Raw genomic sequence first — 19,060 nt, 5'->3', positions numbered from 1 at the left:
CTTCACGATGGAGAACGGCTAGCAGCTGCGGAGGAACCGGTCGAGAACCCGCACGCCGAACTGTAGTCCGTCGACCGGAACGCGCTCGTCGATGCCATGGAACAACGCCGAGAAGTTCAGGTCGGCGGGCAGCCGCAGCGGCGCGAACCCGAAGCAGCGGATGCCGAGCTGCGAGAACGCCTTGGCGTCGGTGCCGCCGGAGAGCATGTACGGCACCGGCCGGGCGCCCGGGTCCTCGGCGCGCAGCGCCGCCGACATGGCCTCGACCAGGTCACCGTCGAAGGTCGTCTCCAGCGCCGGCTGTCGCTGGACGTACTCGATGGTGATGTCCGGGCCGACCAGCTCGCGCAGCTGTCGTTCCAGCAGCTCGGACTGGCCGGGCAGGCTGCGGCAGTCGATGGTGGCGGTGGCGCGGCCGGGGATGACGTTGTCCTTGTAGCCGGCGCTGAGGCGGGTCGGGTTGGCCGTGTTGCGGATGGTCGCCCCGATGATGTTGGCGATCGGGCCGAGCTTGGCGATGGCCGTCTCCGGGTCGTTCGGGTCCAGCTCGATGCCGAGCAGGTCGGAGACCTCCTCGAGGAACGCCCGTACGGTGTCGGTGACCACCACCGGGAAGCGGTGCCGGCCGATGCGGGCCACGGCCTCGGCGAGGGCGGTTACCGCGTTGTCGTCGTGCACCATCGACCCGTGCCCGGGGCGACCCTTGGCGTGCAGGCGCAGCCAGTCGATGCCCTTCTCGGCGGTCTCGATGAGGTAGAGCCGCTGGCTGTCGTTGACCGAGTAGGAGAAGCCGCCGACCTCGCCGATCGCCTCGGTGCAGCCGTCGAAGAGGTCACGGTGGTTGTCCACCAGGAAACGCGCGCCGTAGTCGCTGCCCGCCTCCTCGTCGGCGGTGTACGCGAGCACGATGTCGCGCGGGGGCCGTACGCCGGTGCGCTGCCAGTGCCGCACCACGGCGAGCACCATCGCGTCGAAGTCCTTCATGTCGATGGCGCCGCGGCCCCACAGGTAGCCGTCGCGCTCCTCGCCGGAGAACGGGTGTACTGACCACTCGTCGGCGTCGGCGGGCACCACGTCCAGGTGGCCGTGCACCAGCAGCGCGCCCCGGCTCGGGTCGGCGCCGGGGATGCGGGCCACCACGTTGGCCCGGCCGGGCGCGGACTCGTGCAGGACCGATTCGACGCCCACCTCGGCGAGTTTCTCCGCCACGTACTCGGCTGCCCGGCGCTCGCCGACGCTTGTGTCGTTGTCCCCCGTGTTCGTGGTGTCGATGCGCAGCAGGTCGCGGCAGAGGTCCACGACCTCCGCGGTGGGGTCCGGTCGGGCGGAGGAGGCGTCGCTCGTCATCGCCCCTTCATACCAGCCCGGGGTGACCGGCGAGCCGGCGCACCGACGTGACGGGGCCGGGCGAACAGGTCGGCGGATCCCCCTGCCGGTTTCGCGGCGTCCGCGTTCGGGTACCGCCGCCAACGACCGCACATCCCCCTGCCGGCGCTTCCGCCCGCCAGTCGAGGAGGGCATCATGTCCGCCGTTCCCCTGCCCCCGTTGCCGCCCGCGCCCGCGCCCGAGGCGGGTTACCGGCCCGGCGGCCGCAGCGTCGCCGACATCGTGGACCGGGAACACCGGCAGTTGCTGGCTCTCGTGGACCAGCTGACCGGCCCGGACGCCACGCCGCAGGAGGGGCTGGCGGTGCTCACCGCCGCGCTGTCGCGGCACGTCTCCGCCGAGGAGCAGTACCTGCTGCCGGCGGTGCGGGCGGCGCTGCCGGCGGAGTCCGCCCGGGTGGACGCCGAGATCGACGCCGACGCGGCGCTGCTGGCCGCTCTGCAGGGGCTGTCCGACGAGACCCTGACCGAGGTCGCGGAGCGAGTCCGCCGCCACGTCGACGGGGTGGGCGCGCTCGTGACCGAGTTGCGCGCGGTGGCCACCTCCGAGGAGCTGATCCGGCTGGGCAACCGGTTGGAGATCGCCGAGGAGGCCGCGCCGACCCGACCACACCCGGGCACTCCGGCGACGCCGCCGTGGAACCGGATCGTCGAGCCGGCGGTGGGTGTGGTGGACAAGGTCCGCGACGCGGTGACGCGACGGCCGACGTACCTGGCGGACCTGCCGGAGCCGCCGCGCGACTGAGAGCGCGGGCCGCGCCCCGTAATGCATTCAATGTCACCGATCCGCTCGGCCCCTTCCGCAGGCTGCGGCGTAGTCCTACCGTCACCGTATGAACCTGGAGCTGCGACACCTGCGGGTGGTCTGCGCGATCGCGGAGACAGGGAGTGTGACCAAGGCGGCGTCGACGCTCGGGCTCGCCCAGCCGGCGCTCACCGCCCAGCTCCAGCGGATCGAGCGGACGCTTGGCGGGCCGCTGTTCGACCGGGACCGGCGCGGCGCCCGGCCCACCGCGCTCGGTGAGCTGGTGCTCGCCCGAGCCCGGGTGCTGCTGCCGGCGATGAAGGGCCTGCAGGACGAGGCGGCACGGCTCGCCGGCGCGGGCGCGGCGCCCCGCTGCTACCGCCTCGGCGGCGTGAACAGCCCGATCCTGGGCCGGTTGGTGCACCGGCTGGCCGCCGAGCAGCCCCCCGCCCAGATCACCACGTACGCCTCGTGGTCGGTGGACGAGCTGGCGCAGCTGGTGGCCGGCGGGCGGTTGGACTTCGCCCTCACCGGCGTGTGCGGCGACGCCACCCCGTCGGCCGCGTTCGGGTTGAGCTGGCGCGAGGTGGCCATCGACCCGGTGCTGGTGCTGCTGCCGGAGAGCCACCCGCTCGCGGAGCGGGCCGAGGTGCGCCTGGCGGACCTGGGTCACGAGCAGTGGGTGGCCGCGCCGGGCGACGGCTGCTTCGGCGACTGTTTCGCCGCCGCGTGCGCCCGCGCCGGCTTCACCCCGCGCAAGGTGTACGAGACCGACATCCGCGGCTGCGTCGACCTGGTGGAGGCGGGCGTTGCGGTGGCCCTCTGCCAGGCGACGTTCCGCCCGGTCGCCGGCCTGGTCACCCGACGGCTGGCCGGTGTCCCGCTACGCTGGCGGCTGCTGCTGGGGTGGCACCCGGACTCGCCCGCCGCCGGGGACGCGGAGCTGCTGCTGGCGACGGCGAAGGCGGCGTACACCGACTCGTTGGCCCCGCACCCCACCTACCTGGACTGGCTGGTGCGCAACCCGGGCTTCGGCGTCCGGCAGCCCAGCGGGGTCTGACCCCCGGCGAGCCGCGCAGGGTCTGCCGGGCCGCGACCGGGACGAGGGCTTCTGGCTGCTCGGTGGCGGTGCGAACGGCCGCTGTCCGGGTATCTGGCGGACATGACCGATCTCTACCCGCCCGCCGACGACCGGGAGCTGCTCCGCCAGGCCGCCGCCGCGCACACCGCCGCCACCCGCCAGGTGGAGGCGTTCCTGCGCCGGCTGCCGGAGGTGCCCGACCCGGCCGACGTCACCGAGTACGCCAACCTGCTCACCCGGGAGGACCAGACCCGGGGCGAGCGCGACGCCGCCGCCGACGCGGCGGGGCTGACCATCGGCAGCCTGGAACCCGACCAGGGCCAGTAGCGACAGGCGACGGTGCCGCCCCGGACCGGGACGGCACCGTCGCGTACGGCAGCGCTCAGCGTTCGACGAGAGGGTCGTGGCCGAGGTCGAGCAGGGAGTGCCGCCACTCGTCGTCGGCGTTGCCGCGCCGGGGCTTGGCGTCCGTCAGCTCGCGGATGCGCTCGACCGCCTCCCGCATCACCTCGATGTCCTCCGGGGTCAGGTCGACCTTGCGCTTGTTGAGCACCTTGAGGATCTCCCGTCCCGGCTGGGGCAGGTCGAGGTCCGGGTTCGGGCTGAACGACTCCTCGCCGGAGCCCCGGGTCAGCAGCCAGGTACGCAGCTGCTCCGACGGGACGTTGACCTCGGCGTGGAAGTCCTCCCAGAGCACTTCCACCTCGGGGTCGAGCCGCGTGTCGCGTACCATCAGGTCTCCTCTCGACGATGGTGACCCGACGTCTCCGGGTCGTCCTGGTCGGTCTTCGGATGCAGGCCCTCGGCGGGCACCCGCGTGCGGCGCGGGTTCGCGGTCGGGGGCGCCAGGATCGGGTCGGGATGGTCGTCGTCCTCGTCCCGGTGTTTCGCGGACTCCGCGTCCTCGTGCGGGTTCTCGTGGTCGTCTCGTCGCGCGGGCGGAGTCATCGCGGGTGTGTTGTCGTGGCGGCGGTGTACCCCCGCTCGCCCGCGGTCACGTCGAAGGTGAGCTGCCCGTCGCGGGCGTCCACGGTGACCTTCTGTCCGGGCGAGATCGCCGACTCCAGCAGCATCCGCGACAGGTGGTTGTCCACCTCCCGTTGGATGACCCGGCGCAGCGGGCGGGCGCCGAACTCCGGCTGGTAGCCGTGCTCGGCGAGCCAGTCGATGCCTGCGGTGGTGAACTCCACCTGGATGTCCTGGGCGTGCAGCCGACGGCGGGTCTCCTCCAACAGCAGCGCGGTGATGTCGCGCAACTGCTCGGCCTCCAGGCGGCGGAAGATGATGACCTCGTCGATGCGGTTGAGGAACTCCGGCCGGAAGTTCTCCTGGAGGCGGCGCATCAGCCGTTCGCGCAGCTCGTCGTTCTCCTGCTCGCTGCCCACGTCCCCGGTGCCGAAACCGACGGCCCGCTGCGCGCCGGTGATCAACTCGGAGCCGAGGTTGCTCGTCATGATCAGCACGGTGTTCTTGAAGTTCACCGTGCGGCCCTGACTGTCGGTGAGCCGCCCGTCGTCGAGCACCTGGAGCAGGATGTTGAACACGTCCGGGTGCGCCTTCTCGATCTCGTCGAGCAGCACCACCGCGTACGGGCGACGGCGCACCGCCTCGGTGAGCTGACCGGCCTCCTCGTAGCCGACGTACCCGGGTGGGGCGCCGACCAGCCGGCTGACCGTGTGCCGCTCCTGGAACTCGCTCATGTCCACCCGGACCATCCGGTCCGCCTCGCCGAACAACGCCTCGGCCAGGGCCCGGGCCAGCTCGGTCTTGCCGACGCCGGTGGGCCCGAGGAACAGGAAGCTGCCCATCGGCCGTTCCGGGTCGGCCAGCCCGGCGCGGGAGCGACGCACCGCCTCGGCCACCGCGGTGACCGCGTCGTCCTGCCCGACCACCTTCTCGTGCAGGTGGCCCTCCAGACGCAGCAGCCGGTCGCGTTCCTCCTCGGTGAGCTGGCTGACCGGGATGCCGGTAGCTCGGGAGACCACCTCGGCGATCTCCTGCGGGCCCACCTCGGGCACCTGGGAGGTCGGGCCGTCGGCCCCGTTCGCGCGGCGCATCTCCTCCTCCAGCTCGGAGATGCGGTCGCGCAGCGCCGACGCCCGCTCGTACTGCTCGTCGGTGACGGCCTGCTCCTTGTCCCGGCGTACGTCGTCGAGCTGCTGTTCCAGCTCCCGCACGTCGGAGGCCGGGGTGCGGGTGCGCAGCCGGACCCGGGCGCCGGCCTGGTCGATCAGGTCGATGGCCTTGTCCGGCAGGAACCGGTCGGTGACGTACCGGTCGGACAGCTCGGCGGCGGCGACCAGCGCCTCGTCGGCGAAGCGCACCTGGTGGTGGGCCTCGTACCTGTCGCGCAGGCCGCGCAGGATGGCGATCGTGTCGTCGACGCTGGGCTCGGGCACCAGCACCGGCTGGAACCGCCGGGCCAGGGCGGCGTCCTTCTCGATGCTCTTGCGGTACTCGTCGAGCGTGGTAGCGCCGATCACCCGCAGCTCGCCGCGTGCGAGGGCGGGCTTGAGCATGTTGGACGCGTCCATTCCGCCCTCACTGCCGGCCCCGCCGGCGCCGACCAGGGTGTGGATCTCGTCCAGGAAGATGATCAGCTCGTCCCGGTGCGCCCGGATCTCGTCGATCACCTTCTTGAGGCGCTCCTCGAAGTCGCCCCGGTAGCGAGTGCCCGCGACCAGGCCGGCGAGGTCGAGCTGCACCACGCGCTTGCCGAGCAGGGTCTGCGGCACGTCGCCGTCGCAGATCCGCTCGGCCAGGCCCTCGACGATGGCTGTCTTGCCGACACCGGCCTCGCCGATCAGCACCGGGTTGTTCTTGGTCCGCCGGGACAGGATCTCCACGGCCTGCTCGATCTCGTCCGCCCGACCGATCACCGGGTCGATCTGGTCGGCGCGGGCCAGGTCGGTGAGGTCCTGCCCGTACTGGTCCAGGGTCGGGGTGCCGCGGTCCGGTTTCGGCCCGGTCATCGGGCCACGTTCGGCATTGGCGGCCTGCAACGACTCGGGTTGGATCCGGCCGGCGGCCAGCATCCGCCCGGCCGGCGACTCCGGGTTGAGCGGCAGGGCCATCAGGATGTGCTCGGGGCCGATGTAGTTGGCACCCATCGCCCGCGACAGCTGGTGGGCGTCGAGCAGCGCCCGCTTGGCCGCCGGGGTCAGCGACAGGTTGGGTGGCACCTCCCCGCGCGGAGCGCCGTCGCCCTTGCCGCCCAACGCGTTGAGCAGCGTGTCCGGGTCGGCGCCGGCCCGGCGTACCAGGTCGCGCAGGGGTTCACGTTGCAGGGCCGCCCAGAGCAGGTGGTCGGTGTCCAGGTCGTTGCTCTGCCGTTGCGCGGCGCGGCGGGCCGCGTCGGCAAGCATCTCCCGGGCGTCGGCGGTCATCAGTCGGGTGATGTCGACCCGGTGCGGCGGTCGGCGTCCTCCCTCACCCCGGCCGAAGTACCGGGCCAGGAATTCGTCCCACGGGTCGGAGCCGATGTCACCGGGTCCCATCATGTCTGTCCTCCGCAGTCGGGCGCGGCACGGTCGCCAGGGGCTACCCGGCGCTCGGCCCGACAAACGCCGCACGGGGCGGCGCACCCCGCGTTGTGGAGTGGCGTCCGGCCGACGCCGGCCCCGGGTGGCAGGCTTGCGGCATGACTGAGAACCCGCTGCTGATCGTGGACGGCGCCAACGTGGTGGGCTCCCGCCCGAACGGGTGGTGGCGGGACCGGGCCGGGGCCGCCGCGCGGCTGCGGGACTCCCTGGCCCCGGTGGCCGCCACCGGTCTGCCCGCCCGTCTGACCGCCCCGGTCGAGGTGGTGCTCGTGGTCGAGGGCGCCGCCCGGGACGTGCCCGGCACCGACGACGTCCGCGTGGTCTCCGCCCCCGGCTCGGGCGACGACACGGTGGTCGAGCTGGTGCAGGCGGCGCCGCAGCGCCGTCGGCTGGTGGTCACCGCCGACCGGGAGCTGCGCGAGCGGGTCACCGCCCTGGGCGCCGAGGTGTACGGCCCGCGCTGGCTCCGCGATAGTTGAGACATTCTCATGCCGGGAGATCCCACAGAACGGACTCCCAGCACTTCCGGGGGGTTAACGGTCAGCCGGGCAGGAACACCGACAGGGCGGATGTTCTCCCACGGACGCCAGTAGGCTCTAATGGAGATCTCCCCGCCCCCAGGAGGTTCCGCCGTGGCGAGCGTCGCCGAGCTGAAGGCTGCCATCGATGTCGCCCTCCAACAGATCGGCGACGGGCAGACAGCCGTCCAGGCGGCCGGTGAGAAGCTCGCCGAGGCGCAGCAGACCCTGGCCGGCGCGCTGGAGGGCAGCGGCCACGAGACTGTCGAGGCGGCCCAGGCGTCGCTGACCCAGGCCAGCCAGGAGCTGGAGGAGTGTCTCGCCGCGACACTTGTCGCGGTCGAGCAGGCGCAGCTCTACGTCTCCACCCTGTAGGCCACCGTGTCCATCATCGAGGACATCGGCGGCCAGGTCCGCGCGGCCAGCGAGGAGTTCCCGGTCGGCCTGCTCGGGCAGGCCCTGGAGAAGTTCGGCCTGGCCGCCGAACGGCTGCGCTGGGTCCGACAGGAGTCGGCCAACCCGATGGGGGTGCCCGAGCTGTCCGCCGCGACCGAGCACGCCGAGAGCGCCAACTTCGCGCTGCGGGTGGCGCAGGAGCAGCTGTCGGCGTACCTGGCCGCGATCGGGCTGGCCGGCGACGGCGCCCCGGCGCCGCGTCCCCAGCAACGCGACCCGCGCCACGACGCGGCCCCGCCGGACGGGCCGACCACCGTGGCGCCGGAGCAGGCCGAGCAGGTGCGGATGCGCCGCTGGTGGTCGGTGCGGGTGGCGGAGTTGACAGGCGGACGCGACGGCGGCCCCGACGAGCCCGACGAGCGGCTGCGCGACTCGCAGGAGCTGCTGCGCCGGGTCGTCGGCGGGGTACGCGCCGGTGACCGGGACCGGCTGCGCAGCGAGCTGCGCCGGGCGTCGGCCGACGTGGGGCTCGGAATGGCCGCGCTCGCGCCGCCGCTGCTGCGGGAGCTGGCCGGCGAGCTGCTGGGGCATCCGCCCCGCGCCGCCGACCTCGGCCGGCTGCGCGGCGAACTGGACGGGCGGGTCCGGGACCTGCTGCCCGGGTTGCCGCCGCCGGTGCTGGAGACGCTGCTGACCCGGGTGTGCCGGATGCCGCCACCCCGCGCGTCGGGGGAGCCGACACACGCCGCCGACTCCGCGGTCACCGCCGGCGTGGCGACCGGGCTGCTGCTCGCCCGCCTCGGCCGGGACCTGACCGTCGCCACCGGCACGCCGCAGGCCACCGGTGGCCAGGACTCCGCCGGCGCGAGTCCGCGCCCCGCCGAGCAACGCTCCGGGAAAGCGGCCGCCGACACACCCTCCGGCGGCGCGGGTGCGCGCGGTCGCACCGGGCAGGCGTCCGGCGGCGCCGTGCCGCAGCGGAGCGCCGGGCCGCCGCCGCGAACGGGCAGCCCGTGGCGAGACGCGCCGGCCCGGCGGGGTTCCGATGGCTGACCGGCGCGGCCAGTTGGCCACCAGGATCCGGGACACCCTCGGGGAGGCGCTGGGCGCCACGCGTACCCGGCTGTCGGCAGCCCAGGCCGAGCTGACCACGGGCCGCGAACGGCTGACCCGGGTCCGGCGAGCGGCAGCCGTCGTACCGCAGCGGGTGGGCGTCCAACGCGACCGTCGCCTCGCCGAGATCGACGCCCGGCACGCCACCCGGATCGCCGAGCTGGCCCGCCACGCCGCCGACGCCGCCCGCCGGGAGGCGCCCGGCTGCGCCGGCGCCGACTGGCAAGGCTGGACGCCGACGCCCACCCGCCGGGCCGAGCCGCCCGGCGCGCTGCGGGTCGGCACGGTCCGGATCGACGACGTCGACCCGGTGCCCGCGCTGGTGCCGCTACTCGACGCCGGGCACGTTCACCTGTCCGGGGACGACCGCGCCGGCTGCGACGCGGTCGTGTCCGCGTTGCTGTTGCGGGCCGTCGGTCGCGCCGACCCGGGTGGGGTACGACTCGTCGGGTACGACCCGGAGCACCTCGGCGGCGGCCTGGCCGGTTTCGCGCCCCTGGGCACCGCGGGGCTGCTCACCTTCGTCGGCCCCGGCGGGTTGGGTCCGCTGCTCGACGACCTGGTCGAGCAGATCCGCCGCATCAACGAGACGGTGCTGGCCGGCGAACACGGCTCACTGCGGGAGCTGGCCTCGGCGACCGGCCGTCGGCCCGAGCCCTGGCGGGTGGCGGTACTACTCGGCGGCGACGAGCTGAACCGGCACGAGCGCGGACAGCTCGAACGGGTGGTCCGCGCCGGCGCCGCCTGCGGGGTGCACCTGGTGGTCCGGGGCATCCCCCTGCCGGACGACCCGACGGTGACGCGGGTGGTGACCGAGTCGTCCGGAGCGTGGATCGGCGGCCCGTCCGGCCTGTCGGTCCGACTGGATCCGCCGCCACCGGCGACGCTTGTCACCGAGACCTGCCGGGACATCGCGGCCCAGGTCAACGCCGGCCCGCCACCGACCCCGTTCGCCGACCTGCTGCCCCCACCGGAGCAGATGTGGCGGGAGGACTCGGCAAGCGGCCTGACCGCCCCGATCGGCGAGGGGCCGCAGGGCCGACCGGTGCGCCTGACCCTTGGCGACTATCCACCGCACGCGCTTATCGGCGGCCCGTCCGGCACCGGCAAGACCAACCTGATCTTCGCGTGGATCGGCGCCCTCGCCGCCCGCTACTCCCCCGCCGAACTGGAGTTCTATCTCCTGGACTTCAAGGAGGGGGTGTCCTTCGCCCGGTTCGCGCAGGGCCGACGCGACCCGAGCTGGCTGCCGCACATGCGCCTGGTCGGCATCAACGTCAACACCGACCGGGAGTTCGGGTTGGCGCTGCTGCGGTTCCTCACCGACGAGCTGCGTCGCCGCGCCGACGCCGCCAAGAAGCACGAGGTGACCAAGCTGGCCGAGCTGCGCGCGGTCGACCCGACCGGGCACTGGCCCCGGATCGTCGCCGTGGTCGACGAGTTCCAGATGCTGCTGGCCGGCCGGGACGTGGTCGCCCGGGAGGCCGCCGACCTGCTGGAGGACCTGGCCCGCCGCGGCCGGTCGCAGGGCATCCACCTGGTGCTCGCCTCGCAGGACGTGCGGGGCATCGAGGCGCTGTGGGGCCGTCCGGCGCTTGTCGCCCAGTTCACGTTGCGGATCGCGCTGCCCAAGGCGCTGCGGATCCTGGCCGAGCGCAACGACGCCGCGCAGTCGCTGCCCCGCTGGCACGCGGTGGTCAACGCCGAGTCGGGCATGGTGGAGGGCAACGAGGTCGCCCGGATCCCGTCGGCCAGCGACTGGGAGACGTGGAGCGGCCTGCAACACCGGCTGTGGCGGATGCGCCCGCCGGACGCCGCGCCGGCCCGGCTCTTCGACGGTGACGCGATCCCCCGGCTCGACGAGGCCCCGGACTTCCGGGCGCTCGCCGCCCCGACGGACGGCCGCGCGCCGCGCAACCCGGTGGCCCTGCTCGGCGAGATCATCGACGTGCAGTCCCGCTCGGCGGCGCTGCGGCTGCCGCGCGCGCCCGGCCGCAACCTGGCGGTGCTGGGCACGCGGGTGGACGAGGCGTGCGCGGTGCTCGACTCCGCCGCCCGGTCGCTGGCCCGCCAGCACCCGCCGGGCACCGCCCGGTTCTCCATCGCGTGCCTCGACCCGGACGCCGATCCGATCGCCCGCGCGCTCTACGACGACCTGGCCGACGACGCCGCCTGGTACGACGAGGAGACCGTCGGCGAGTTGATGAGCGAGACGGTCAACGGACTGTCCGGCCCCGGCACCCCGCACTACCTGCTGCTGTTCGCTGTCGACGCGGCGGCCGGCGCCCTCGCCGCGCGGACGAGTGGGCGTACCGGCCTGGAGCAGCTTCGTCGGATCCTGCACGACGGGCCGGAGCGGCGTACCCACGTGCTGGCCTGGTGGCGGGGCGTGGCGCGGATGCGCGCGGACCTGGGCGGCCCGGCCGCCCGCACCGACCAGATCGGCGCCTGGGTGGCGCTCGACGCGCACGGCGGCGAGCTGGGCGCCTCGCTCTACCCGGGCACCGGCGGCCCGGACTGGTATCCCCGACCGTGGCGCGGGCTCTTCTTCGACCGGGCGGTGCACCGCACCGGCCAGGTGCTCATCCCCTATGGACCGTCGCGATGAACCAGCCGGTGAGCAGTGAGACGTACACGGCGCAGCTGCGGCGACTGGCCGAGCTGACCGCCCGGGTCCGCGAGCAGCGCGCCGAGGCGCAGACGTGGTACGAGCGGCAGTGCGCGGCGGCCGAGCGGGCCGTCACCGACGCCGCCGACGAGGTACGTCGCGCCGAGGAGGAGCTGGTCGCGGCTCGCGAGGAGCAGGAACACGTCGACGCCGAGGTGGCGCACCTGTGGCAGCAGGTGCGGGCCCGCCTCGGCGTCCGCCGTCTCGGCGCCCCGCCGACGCCTACCAACGGCAGTGCGGCAGGCGAGCCGGTGGCGCTGCTCGGCCGGGCCCGGGACCTGCTCGACCGGGCCGGGCAACCGGGTGAGCTGCCGGGCTCGGTCAACCCGCTGTTGGCGCTCTGCGGGGTGGTCGGCGCGGTGGTGGCGTACGCGCTGGGCTCCGGCGCGCGGGCGCTCGGCGTCGGGTACGGCGGGGACCTGGCGGTCGGACTGCCGGTGCTGGCGCTGGTGGTGACACTGCTCGGACCCTTGATCGGCCTCGTGCCGGCACGGGTGCTGGCCGACCGCCGGCACGCGCTGCTCGGCCCGCGCCCGATCACAGTGGTGCTCGGCGCCGGCCTGGTGGCCACCGCGCTGCTACTGGTCCTCGGCCGCTGACCCCTCCGCCTGGCGGTTCACGCCAGGCCGGGCGCTCCCGCCGCCCCCGCCAGACGGGGCGCACCGGCAGCGTGGTCGACTCGGTTTCCAGGAAACCGCGGTATCCGAGCCCTTGAGACGCCGCGACTTCCTGAAAACCGAGTCGATCAACGCCGACGAGCGCACGCCCCGCTGGCGCACACCGGCGGGCAGCTTCAGGCCGGGACCAGGACGGCCTCGCGCAGCAGGCGGCGGGCCAGGGTGACCCGGTCGGCGTCGTCGGGCAGGCCGGGCAGGTCACCGACCCGGGTGACCGTGCCGCTCAGCAGGGCGCGGGCCGCCGGCTCGCACTCCGCCGGCAGGGTGATGGTGCGGTCGAACAGGCGCAGCGCCACCTGGGCCGACCCGTGCGGCACGAGCTGCCAGCGCAGGCCCGGCCGCAGGATGACCCGGGAGTCGGCGTCCAGCGCGGCCACGGCGCCGGCCTGGGCGAGCGGCCGGATCGGCGCCGGTCGGGCGGCCGGCCAGACGCGCTGACGCAGTCGCGCCGCGACGGCGGCCGGGTCGGCGCGCAGCAGCCAGTCCCGCAGCGCCTCTACCGTCTCGGTCAGCTCCGGCTCGATCGCGTCCGGGTCGGCCACGTCGGTGCCGAACGGCAGGCTGGCACGCAGCCGCCGGTCCTCGGCGGCCAGCGCGAGCAGCTCCTCGACCAGGGCGTAGCGGGTCAACGCGCGGATGCCCACGGTCAGGTGCAGCGAGCTGGCGTCCTGGGCCTGCGCGCTGTGCAGCCAGCCTCGTGGCAGGTAGAGGGCGTCGCCGGGGGCGAGCACCACGTCCAGCGCGGCGGGACCCTGCGCGGTGGCGGAGACCTCGTCGGCCCGACCGCCCCACGTCTGCTTCTCCAGCGGGTCGGGCAGCACCGGTGGGTGGATCCGCCAGTGCTTGCGCCCGTCGACCTGGAGCACGAACACGTCGTGCGTGTCGTAGTGGGTGGCGAAGCCCTGGCTGCCCGCCGGGGTGAGGTAGGCGTTGATCTGCAGCGGCTGGTTCAGCGCTAGGCCCAGGTCACGGGCGAAGTCGACGAGCGGCGGCCAGATCCGGTGCAGGCCCTGCAGGACCAGGGTGGCGCCGGCGGCGTACTGCTCCAGGACCCGCTCGTCGAGCACCTGGTCGCCGATCTCCGCGCCCGCGCCGCCGCCGCCGGTCCAGCGCGCCGCCGGGACGAGCTGGCCGTCCTTGGCGACCCGCAGGAACGGGGTACGCAGACCGCGCCGACTGAGCAGCTCGTCGGCGTCGGCGGGGCTGAACAGGTCAGTGAAGCCGGTCGGATCGGGCAGCTCGGCGGCGCGGGACAGCAGCGGTGTGTGCCCCCAGTGCGCGGCGGCGAACTTGGCCGGCTCGACCGAGACACAGCGGGCCAGCGCGGCGGCGGCGCTCGCGGACGGAACCGCCGGGCGGCCGTGGCCGCCCGGCGGGTCGAGGTGCGTCATGACGGTCCGTTACCGGGCGCTGCCGTCGGCGCCGCCGTCCTGCTGGCCGGGGGTCGCGCCGCCGTCGGCCGGACCCTCCGCGCCACCGTCCGCGCCGCCGTCCTGGTGACCCGGGGTCGCGCCGCCGTCGGCCGGACCCTCCGCGCCGCCATCGGCGCCGCCGTCCTGGTGACCCGGGGTCGCGCCGCCGTCGGCCGGACCCTCCGCGCCGCCATCGGCGCCGCCGTCCTGGTGACCCGGGGTCGCGCCACCATCGGCCGGACCCTCCAGGCCGCCGCCGCCAGTGGTCTGCATGTCATCGTCGTTGAGTGCCATCGGTACTCCCTCGGGTGTGCCGCCCCGCCGTACGCCGGGGTCCGTCGTGCTGCGGGTGGTACCCCACGCGCGATCTTCTCTAACCCACACCGTAGACGCCGAACCGGGGCGACACGGGCGGTTCGCGGGCGGTGGCGGTCGGTGTCAGGATGGGGAGGTGATCCTGGTGGGCACCTCCGGTTGGCAGTATCGGGACTGGCGGGGCCGGTTCTACCCGCAGCGGCTGCCGCAGCGACTCTGGTTGGAGCACTTCGCGGCGGGCTTCGCCACCGTCGAGGTCAACAACGCGTTCTACCGGCTGCCGGAGCGGGAGACGTTCGCGGCGTGGCGGGCGCGGACACCTGCGGACTTCTGCGTGGCGGTGAAGATGAGCCGCTACCTCACCCACATCAAGCGTCTGCGGGATCCGGCCGAGCCGGTGGCGCGGTTCCTCGGCCGGGCCACGGCCCTCGGTGACCGGCTCGGGCCGGTGCTGCTGCAACTGCCACCGAACCTGCGGGCGGACGTCGACGCGCTCGACGCGACGCTGCGGCTGTTCCCGGCCGAGGTGCGGGTGGCGGTCGAGCCGCGGCACCCGTCGTGGTGGACCGACGCCACCCGTGCCGTCCTGGAACGGCGGCGGGCGGCGCTGGTCTGGGCGGATCGTCTCGGTCGTCCGGTGGCGCCCCGCTGGCGTACGACCGATTTCGGCTACCTGCGGCTGCACGAGGGCCGGGCCCGACCGTGGCCGCACTACGGGCGTACCGCGCTCGGCTCGTGGGTCCGCCGGCTCGCTGACGCGTTCGGCGCGGACGAGCCGGCGTACGTCTATTTCAACAACGACCCCGGCGGCGCGGCCGTCACCGACGCGGTCGCCTTCGCGGCGCTGGCCCGTGGGGCCGGTCGTCAGGTGTCGCGGGTGCCGTCCCCGGCCGAGGCCGACGCGTCCCAGCGCTGAGCCCGCCCGACGACGTCGCCGGACGGGCTCACGGTCTCACGGCATGAACGTGGCGAGATCCTTCGGCATGGTCGCCTTCACGTCCTGCCACTCGCCCTGGGTGACGTGCCGACGCAGCGTGTCCAGCACCACCTGGGTCACCCGCTCCGCGCCACCCTCGGCGTCGTACGGGAAGCCCTGCCGGACCTCGTAGAGGAAGTCGTCGCGGTTGAGCTTGATCGGCACGTCCGACGGGTTCCAGCCGTCGAAGTAGATCCCCCGGACCAGCACCGGCAACTGCTGGGCGAACTCGACGCTCTCGTTGACAGCCAACCGGTCGCGCAGCAGGTGCAGCACCGTGCGCAGCGCCGCGTACGACTGGTTGCGCCGCTCCTTCGGCCACCCGTAGGCGGCCTCGATGTCCTTGAGGATCAGGTTCGTCTTGTCCAGCGAGCTCTCGAAGGCGGAGATCATCGCGTCAGCCATCGGTCGACCCCCGTTCCGCGGTGTCCCACCGTCGGTCGTCGGCGCGTCGCGGCGGTCCCACCGGGCCGCGCCGAGCCCGTACCGGGGTGCCCTGCGGCGCCCGCCTGGTGTTGTCGGCCGTGCCGACCACGTGCAGGACGGCGCCCCGCCGTCGATCCGTCACCACTCGAACCGTCATCGCCCGTCACCTCCGTGTCGTCTCCGGCGTCGACCGCCTCCACGCGGCCGTACCCACCGTGTCCACCGTGCCGGTCGGGCGGGTGAGCCGGCCCCACCCGGATCGGGTGAGTCGGCCAGGAGGGGGATCGTGAGGGCAGCAGGTACCCCGAGGGCTAGACGCTGTCGGGTAGCCGGTCTGGTGCCTTCGGGTAGTACTCCTCGTCGGGCACACCTAGTTTGATCAGTAGGTCGCGGATTACCTGCGCGCGGGCGTCGGCCCAGCGGCCGACCTCCCGCTCGGTAGGTGACGCCGACGCTGCGCCGTGGTCGCCCGTCTCGGCGTACGCGTCGAGGGCGCCTTGCAGGGCGTCGATCATCGCTGTGCGCTCCTCTGGCGTCACCATCGCGATGCTGGCAGGCCCGGTGCCACCCTCATCACTTCCGGGCATCGCCGCACCCCCTGCCCCGTTTGCGCGGTTGCCGGACGCCCACCGGGTAGCCGTCGCGGCCCGGCGGAAGCGGCGGCGGACCTTCGGCCGTCACCTGGTCGCGCACCCCGCTGTCGGAGTCCCACGAGTCGTACAGGAACCATTCCGCCGCGTTGCGCAGCGCCACGAAGTCGTGGCCCTGCGGACGTGGGAAGCCGTGGTCGATTAGCACCTCGGCGATGGTGCGAAGGCAGCCATACGTCAGGTAGGGCTGCTCGCAGAATTCCTCGGCGCGGGGCACCGGGTACGCGCGAGGTGTTGGCCCAGCCGCGGGCCGCGTAGCTTCGTTCACTGGGTACGCCTCCTAGCGGCGGTCAAGGCCCTGGGACGGGCTGTGCGAGCAACCCCCGTTCAACAGGCACCCCACGCCGTGCCGAAACGCAGGTTGCCTGCGCAGACAGCGTCTCCCCGGCGGCCGGGGTGATCCAGACGCGCGGTGTCCGCCTGTTGTCCGCGCTGTCCGCGGACAACCACGCCGCTAGGGTGTGGCACGTGAGCGACTACCTGCAGGTGTCAACGGCCACCGAGACGCGCGACATCGGCGTCCGGCTTGCTGAACGGGCGGTCAGCGCCCGGCTCGCCGCCAGCGCGCAAGTCATCGGACCGGTCACGAGCGTGTTCTGGCACCACGGAAAACAGGGTTCGGGCGAAGAGTGGCAGGTACTGCTCTACACCACGGCAGAGCGGTATCCGCAGCTAGAGCGGTTCGTTCTCGATGAGCATCCTTGGACGAACCCGCAACTCAGCGCAGTGCCAATCGTGCGGGGCTCTACGACGTACCTGACGTGGTTGAGCCGCTCAGTCGAGGACGTCTAGACGCGGCTGCCGCGAGGGCCTGCAGTTCGACGACGCAAGGCATCGCGGCGTGCGGCTCCAGGCGGTGCAGGAACGCGTCGAGGCGTTGGCCCGGCCGGATGGACCCGACACCGCCGGCGAGGCGAACCGCGCTACCGGCAGCTTCGCAGGCCTGCTCGATCTCGTTCGCGTCGAGGTAGGCGTCGGCAAGCCACGACAGGTAGAGCGCCTTGTCGCGGGCCTGCGTGTCGCAATAGGTGCCCAGAGCGCGCTCCAGTACGGGAATCGCGCGAATCGGCCGGCGAAGTACCGTCCAGCACCGACCCGTCATGATCTCGCCTTCGAGGCCATCGACCCAGTACACCCAATCTGGCTCTGGCCGGTCGTCGTGCTCGGCGAGGAAGGTCATGCCGATGCCGAGGTGCCGGTCCGCAGCCGTCGCGTCACCCGTGACAGCGAATGCCCACGCGGCCCGCAGATGCAGAAGTGCCTGTACTCCCGGAGTAGCGGTGGTACCAGCAGCAGCGCAGGCCGCGCTGGCGGTGTCGGTCGCCTTGCCACCGCTGCCAAGCTGCTGATAGGCCAGGAACGCCAGTCCGTTGCCCGTGAGTGCCTGGTCCTCGGCGTCGCGGGCTGCGGCGAGGCTGACCCGGTAGAGCCGCTCGGCGTCCGAATGATCACCAGCATCGAACGCCGCCCACCCGGCCAACTGCGCCTGTTCGGCAAGAATCGCCAGCAGCTGCCGGCCGGTGGCCTCGCTGTAAGAACCGTCGTGAAGCAGCCGTGTCGTGGAAGCAACCTCAGCTGTGTACATCTGGTGGGTGTCGGCACCGCCGAGATAGTTGTCGAGCCGCCGCAGACGGGCAGTGCGATCAGCGAGCCGTCCGGGAATGGCAGTGCCGACGTGGCGGCCGTGGGCGAGCAAGGTGTGTGGGAGAGCAGCGGCCAATCCGGCGGCAGCGACGAACTCGCGGCGTCGGACACCCGGACGTACGGCGGCGAGCGCGGCCAACTCGCCGCCGGCTTGAAGAGCATCGTCGACGCGTTGGGCGGCCTGCGGGGTGGGGATCTTGGTGCCTGTCTCCAGCTCGTGCAAGTACGTCTTGCCGTGGTAGGTGAGCTTGGCCAGGTCGCGCAGGGACAGACCTCGCTCCCTGCGGAGCTTGAGCATCCGGCCAGGAAACGATGGTTCGGTCACAGCTGCCACCCCAGGTAGAGGACTGGGCGGCGGCACCGCTGGCTTCTACACCGACGGGCCGCCATCACCGACGGTACCGCCGGTGTGCCCACCCGTCACGCTTCCCCGCTGCCGGGCCGACACACGAACAGGCCCACCAGTGGCGCCCTGCTGTAGCTGCGACGCCCCGCCCTGCCCGGACATCACATTCCACGCGCGGTCGCGGGGGTGAGGTCGTGAGGCGTGCGTTATCGGAACTAGGAGCGACATGCTAGACGCCCAGCACGGCGGATCGGATAGGTCTTACCTGTTCAGCAAGCCAACGAGGGTCTTCGCGTTCGTCTGGGCGTAGTCGCGGTAGCAGTTGTTCATGAGGACGTGGGTCTGCCCGGCGGAGTCGGCCAGCTCGCGCAGCTTCGGCGCCCAGTCGGCAAGCTCCCGCTTCGAGTAGTGGTAGCCGAACTTCTCGTGGATGTCCTTGCTTGTCCACTTGTCACTGTGGCCGTGGAAGCGCATGACCGCGAGGTCCCCGGTGGCGGCCAGCACCGGCGGCACCGACGAGCGGTGGCCCTGCGGCATGTCCACGCAGACGTACGGCAGCCGGTGCTCGCGGAGGAAGGCGAGGGTCTCGTCGGCGTTGTCGCCGTCGAACCAGGACGCGTGGCGAAACTCGTAGACCGGGCGCAGCGGCGCGCAGCGCTTCGCCACCTCCAGCAGGTACTGCTTGTTGGCCCGCTTGATCGTGAACCAGGGCGGGAACTGGAACAGCAGCGCCCCGAGCTTGTCCGCCTCGACAAGCGGGTCCAGCGCGGACAGGAAGCGCGTCCACACCTCCTCGTACGCCTGCGCGGGCAGGTCGTCGGGGTAGACGTTCTTCTTGTCCGTCTCCGGGCGCAGGTCCTTGTAGAGCGCGCTGACCCGGGTGGGATGCCCGGTGAGCAGGCTGAACGCCTTGATGTTGAACGTGAAGCCGGCCGGGGTGCGTTCGGCCCAGAGCCGCGCGGTCGCCTCGGCGGGCGGTGAGTAGTAGGTCGCGTCCACCTCGACCAGCGGAAACTGCCGGGCGTAGTACGCCAGGCGCTTCTCCGGGTTGTCCGCGGTCTGCGGGTACCAGCCCGAGTCGAGCAGTGTGCGGTCGGTCCACGACGCGGTGCCCACCAGAATGTCACCCATGGGGAAAGTCCATCGTGTCGTGGACCGACCGGCA

The 19,060-nt window shown here is 73.2% G+C and carries 22 protein-coding genes; 10 read left to right on the top strand and 12 right to left on the bottom strand.

Annotated elements, in window-relative coordinates:
* Nucleotides 1-18: 18 nt before the first annotated feature.
* A complete protein-coding gene (locus OOJ91_RS02535) occupies nucleotides 19-1,347 on the bottom strand; it encodes a M20/M25/M40 family metallo-hydrolase (protein WP_266241931.1) in 1,329 nt (442 codons plus the stop codon).
* Between the two features lie 175 nt (nucleotides 1,348-1,522).
* Between OOJ91_RS02535 and OOJ91_RS02530 the strand changes: the two genes are divergently transcribed.
* The 3 genes from OOJ91_RS02530 to OOJ91_RS02520 all read left to right on the top strand — a co-directional run bounded on the left by OOJ91_RS02530 (nucleotide 1,523) and on the right by OOJ91_RS02520 (nucleotide 3,539).
* Entirely contained in the window at nucleotides 1,523-2,131 is a 609-nt protein-coding gene (locus OOJ91_RS02530; protein WP_266241930.1) for a hemerythrin domain-containing protein, read from the top strand.
* Between the two features lie 88 nt (nucleotides 2,132-2,219).
* Nucleotides 2,220-3,191 (top strand): LysR family transcriptional regulator, encoded by a 972-nt coding sequence (locus OOJ91_RS02525; RefSeq protein WP_266241929.1) that lies wholly within the window; start codon nucleotides 2,220-2,222, stop codon nucleotides 3,189-3,191.
* A gap of 102 nt (nucleotides 3,192-3,293) precedes the next feature.
* Nucleotides 3,294-3,539: a hypothetical protein gene (locus OOJ91_RS02520; RefSeq protein ID WP_266241928.1), complete on the top strand. Its 246-nt coding sequence runs from the start codon at nucleotides 3,294-3,296 to the stop codon at nucleotides 3,537-3,539.
* A gap of 55 nt (nucleotides 3,540-3,594) precedes the next feature.
* On the opposite strand, the gene OOJ91_RS02515 is transcribed toward OOJ91_RS02520, so the two are convergent.
* From OOJ91_RS02515 to OOJ91_RS02505, 3 genes are read right to left on the bottom strand one after another with little or no spacing between them, the layout of a single operon-like run.
* Complete coding sequence (locus OOJ91_RS02515; RefSeq protein ID WP_266241926.1) at nucleotides 3,595-3,945, bottom strand: DUF3140 domain-containing protein; 351 nt, start codon at nucleotides 3,943-3,945, stop codon at nucleotides 3,595-3,597.
* Nucleotides 3,945-4,160 carry a hypothetical protein gene (locus OOJ91_RS02510; RefSeq protein ID WP_266241924.1) on the bottom strand — a complete coding sequence of 72 codons (216 nt, stop codon included), beginning with the start codon at nucleotides 4,158-4,160 and terminating at the stop codon, nucleotides 3,945-3,947. The genes OOJ91_RS02515 and OOJ91_RS02510 overlap by 1 nt, the downstream gene beginning before the upstream one ends.
* On the bottom strand, nucleotides 4,157-6,712 hold the full coding sequence (locus OOJ91_RS02505) for an ATP-dependent Clp protease ATP-binding subunit (RefSeq protein ID WP_266241922.1): 2,556 nt from the start codon (nucleotides 6,710-6,712) through the stop codon (nucleotides 4,157-4,159). Before OOJ91_RS02505 ends, OOJ91_RS02510 begins: the two co-directional genes overlap by 4 nt.
* A 140-nt stretch (nucleotides 6,713-6,852) precedes the next feature.
* Here OOJ91_RS02505 and OOJ91_RS02500 point away from each other — a divergent pair, with 140 nt between their 5' ends.
* The 5 genes from OOJ91_RS02500 (at nucleotide 6,853) to OOJ91_RS02480 (ending at nucleotide 12,048) form a co-directional block, all read left to right on the top strand.
* Nucleotides 6,853-7,233: a hypothetical protein gene (locus OOJ91_RS02500; protein WP_266241921.1), complete on the top strand. Its 381-nt coding sequence runs from the start codon at nucleotides 6,853-6,855 to the stop codon at nucleotides 7,231-7,233.
* A gap of 153 nt (nucleotides 7,234-7,386) precedes the next feature.
* A complete protein-coding gene (locus OOJ91_RS02495) occupies nucleotides 7,387-7,647 on the top strand; it encodes a hypothetical protein (protein ID WP_007076395.1) in 261 nt (86 codons plus the stop codon).
* A 6-nt stretch (nucleotides 7,648-7,653) separates the two neighbouring features.
* On the top strand, nucleotides 7,654-8,721 hold the full coding sequence (locus OOJ91_RS02490) for a hypothetical protein (protein WP_266241915.1): 1,068 nt from the start codon (nucleotides 7,654-7,656) through the stop codon (nucleotides 8,719-8,721).
* Nucleotides 8,714-11,389, top strand: coding sequence for an FtsK/SpoIIIE domain-containing protein (locus OOJ91_RS02485; protein ID WP_266241913.1), 2,676 nt, complete (start codon nucleotides 8,714-8,716; stop codon nucleotides 11,387-11,389). The genes OOJ91_RS02490 and OOJ91_RS02485 overlap by 8 nt, the downstream gene beginning before the upstream one ends.
* The gene (locus OOJ91_RS02480; RefSeq protein ID WP_266241911.1) at nucleotides 11,386-12,048 is read left to right on the top strand and encodes a hypothetical protein; all 663 of its coding nucleotides are present in this window, start codon (nucleotides 11,386-11,388) and stop codon (nucleotides 12,046-12,048) included. The genes OOJ91_RS02485 and OOJ91_RS02480 overlap by 4 nt, the downstream gene beginning before the upstream one ends.
* Before the next feature lie 194 nt (nucleotides 12,049-12,242).
* Here OOJ91_RS02480 and OOJ91_RS02475 read toward each other — a convergent pair whose 3' ends face one another.
* Entirely contained in the window at nucleotides 12,243-13,517 is a 1,275-nt protein-coding gene (locus OOJ91_RS02475) for a cupin domain-containing protein (RefSeq protein ID WP_266241909.1), read from the bottom strand.
* A gap of 9 nt (nucleotides 13,518-13,526) precedes the next feature.
* Nucleotides 13,527-13,832 (bottom strand): hypothetical protein, encoded by a 306-nt coding sequence (locus OOJ91_RS02470; RefSeq protein ID WP_007459745.1) that lies wholly within the window; start codon nucleotides 13,830-13,832, stop codon nucleotides 13,527-13,529.
* Between the two features lie 157 nt (nucleotides 13,833-13,989).
* On the opposite strand from OOJ91_RS02470, the gene OOJ91_RS02465 reads away from it, so the two are divergent.
* Nucleotides 13,990-14,769 (top strand): DUF72 domain-containing protein, encoded by a 780-nt coding sequence (locus OOJ91_RS02465; protein ID WP_266241907.1) that lies wholly within the window; start codon nucleotides 13,990-13,992, stop codon nucleotides 14,767-14,769.
* 36 nt (nucleotides 14,770-14,805) lie between these two features.
* On the opposite strand, the gene OOJ91_RS02460 is transcribed toward OOJ91_RS02465, so the two are convergent.
* The 4 genes from OOJ91_RS02460 to OOJ91_RS02445 form a co-directional block, all read right to left on the bottom strand.
* Nucleotides 14,806-15,234, bottom strand: a complete 429-nt coding sequence (locus OOJ91_RS02460; protein WP_266241905.1) for a DUF2267 domain-containing protein — start codon at nucleotides 15,232-15,234, stop codon at nucleotides 14,806-14,808.
* Nucleotides 15,227-15,412, bottom strand: coding sequence for a hypothetical protein (locus OOJ91_RS02455; RefSeq protein WP_266241903.1), 186 nt, complete (start codon nucleotides 15,410-15,412; stop codon nucleotides 15,227-15,229). Before OOJ91_RS02455 ends, OOJ91_RS02460 begins: the two co-directional genes overlap by 8 nt.
* Nucleotides 15,413-15,566: 154 nt before the next feature.
* The gene (locus OOJ91_RS02450) at nucleotides 15,567-15,770 is read right to left on the bottom strand and encodes a hypothetical protein (protein WP_266241902.1); all 204 of its coding nucleotides are present in this window, start codon (nucleotides 15,768-15,770) and stop codon (nucleotides 15,567-15,569) included.
* Between the two features lie 58 nt (nucleotides 15,771-15,828).
* Entirely contained in the window at nucleotides 15,829-16,173 is a 345-nt protein-coding gene (locus tag OOJ91_RS02445; RefSeq protein WP_266241901.1) for a hypothetical protein, read from the bottom strand.
* A 191-nt stretch (nucleotides 16,174-16,364) separates the two neighbouring features.
* Between OOJ91_RS02445 and cutA the strand changes: the two genes are divergently transcribed.
* Nucleotides 16,365-16,697, top strand: coding sequence for a divalent-cation tolerance protein CutA (gene cutA / locus OOJ91_RS02440; RefSeq protein ID WP_323178465.1), 333 nt, complete (start codon nucleotides 16,365-16,367; stop codon nucleotides 16,695-16,697).
* Here the strand turns inward: cutA and OOJ91_RS02435 are convergent.
* Nucleotides 16,651-17,874, bottom strand: a complete 1,224-nt coding sequence (locus OOJ91_RS02435) for a helix-turn-helix domain-containing protein (protein ID WP_266241897.1) — start codon at nucleotides 17,872-17,874, stop codon at nucleotides 16,651-16,653. The genes cutA and OOJ91_RS02435 overlap by 47 nt on opposite strands.
* A gap of 282 nt (nucleotides 17,875-18,156) precedes the next feature.
* Nucleotides 18,157-19,026, bottom strand: coding sequence for a DUF72 domain-containing protein (locus OOJ91_RS02430; RefSeq protein ID WP_266241895.1), 870 nt, complete (start codon nucleotides 19,024-19,026; stop codon nucleotides 18,157-18,159).
* Nucleotides 19,027-19,060 lie beyond the last annotated feature (34 nt).

Origin of the sequence: Micromonospora lupini (assembly GCF_026342015.1) — a bacterium.
Classification (GTDB): Bacteria; Actinomycetota; Actinomycetes; order Mycobacteriales; family Micromonosporaceae; genus Micromonospora; species Micromonospora lupini_B.
Note: the sequence above shows the minus strand (reverse complement) of the source record. Positions and strands in the feature narration are given on the sequence as shown.

What these genes read in the sequence shown, in the direction of transcription:
- OOJ91_RS02485 (WP_266241913.1), top strand. Translation starts at nt 8,714, where the DNA reads ATGGCTGACCGGCGCGGCCAGTTGGCCACCAGGATCCGGGACACCCTC.
- OOJ91_RS02475 (WP_266241909.1), bottom strand. Translation starts at nt 13,517, where the DNA reads ATGACGCACCTCGACCCGCCGGGCGGCCACGGCCGCCCGGCGGTTCCG.
- OOJ91_RS02510 (WP_266241924.1), bottom strand. Translation starts at nt 4,160, where the DNA reads ATGACTCCGCCCGCGCGACGAGACGACCACGAGAACCCGCACGAGGAC.
- OOJ91_RS02455 (WP_266241903.1), bottom strand. Translation starts at nt 15,412, where the DNA reads ATGACGGTTCGAGTGGTGACGGATCGACGGCGGGGCGCCGTCCTGCAC.
- OOJ91_RS02460 (WP_266241905.1), bottom strand. Translation starts at nt 15,234, where the DNA reads ATGGCTGACGCGATGATCTCCGCCTTCGAGAGCTCGCTGGACAAGACG.
- OOJ91_RS02505 (WP_266241922.1), bottom strand. Translation starts at nt 6,712, where the DNA reads ATGATGGGACCCGGTGACATCGGCTCCGACCCGTGGGACGAATTCCTG.
- OOJ91_RS02430 (WP_266241895.1), bottom strand. Translation starts at nt 19,026, where the DNA reads ATGGGTGACATTCTGGTGGGCACCGCGTCGTGGACCGACCGCACACTG.
- OOJ91_RS02525 (WP_266241929.1), top strand. Translation starts at nt 2,220, where the DNA reads ATGAACCTGGAGCTGCGACACCTGCGGGTGGTCTGCGCGATCGCGGAG.
- OOJ91_RS02515 (WP_266241926.1), bottom strand. Translation starts at nt 3,945, where the DNA reads ATGGTACGCGACACGCGGCTCGACCCCGAGGTGGAAGTGCTCTGGGAG.
- OOJ91_RS02535 (WP_266241931.1), bottom strand. Translation starts at nt 1,347, where the DNA reads ATGACGAGCGACGCCTCCTCCGCCCGACCGGACCCCACCGCGGAGGTC.
- OOJ91_RS02520 (WP_266241928.1), top strand. Translation starts at nt 3,294, where the DNA reads ATGACCGATCTCTACCCGCCCGCCGACGACCGGGAGCTGCTCCGCCAG.
- OOJ91_RS02470 (WP_007459745.1), bottom strand. Translation starts at nt 13,832, where the DNA reads ATGGCACTCAACGACGATGACATGCAGACCACTGGCGGCGGCGGCCTG.
- OOJ91_RS02480 (WP_266241911.1), top strand. Translation starts at nt 11,386, where the DNA reads ATGAACCAGCCGGTGAGCAGTGAGACGTACACGGCGCAGCTGCGGCGA.
- OOJ91_RS02450 (WP_266241902.1), bottom strand. Translation starts at nt 15,770, where the DNA reads ATGATCGACGCCCTGCAAGGCGCCCTCGACGCGTACGCCGAGACGGGC.
- OOJ91_RS02530 (WP_266241930.1), top strand. Translation starts at nt 1,523, where the DNA reads ATGTCCGCCGTTCCCCTGCCCCCGTTGCCGCCCGCGCCCGCGCCCGAG.
- OOJ91_RS02500 (WP_266241921.1), top strand. Translation starts at nt 6,853, where the DNA reads ATGACTGAGAACCCGCTGCTGATCGTGGACGGCGCCAACGTGGTGGGC.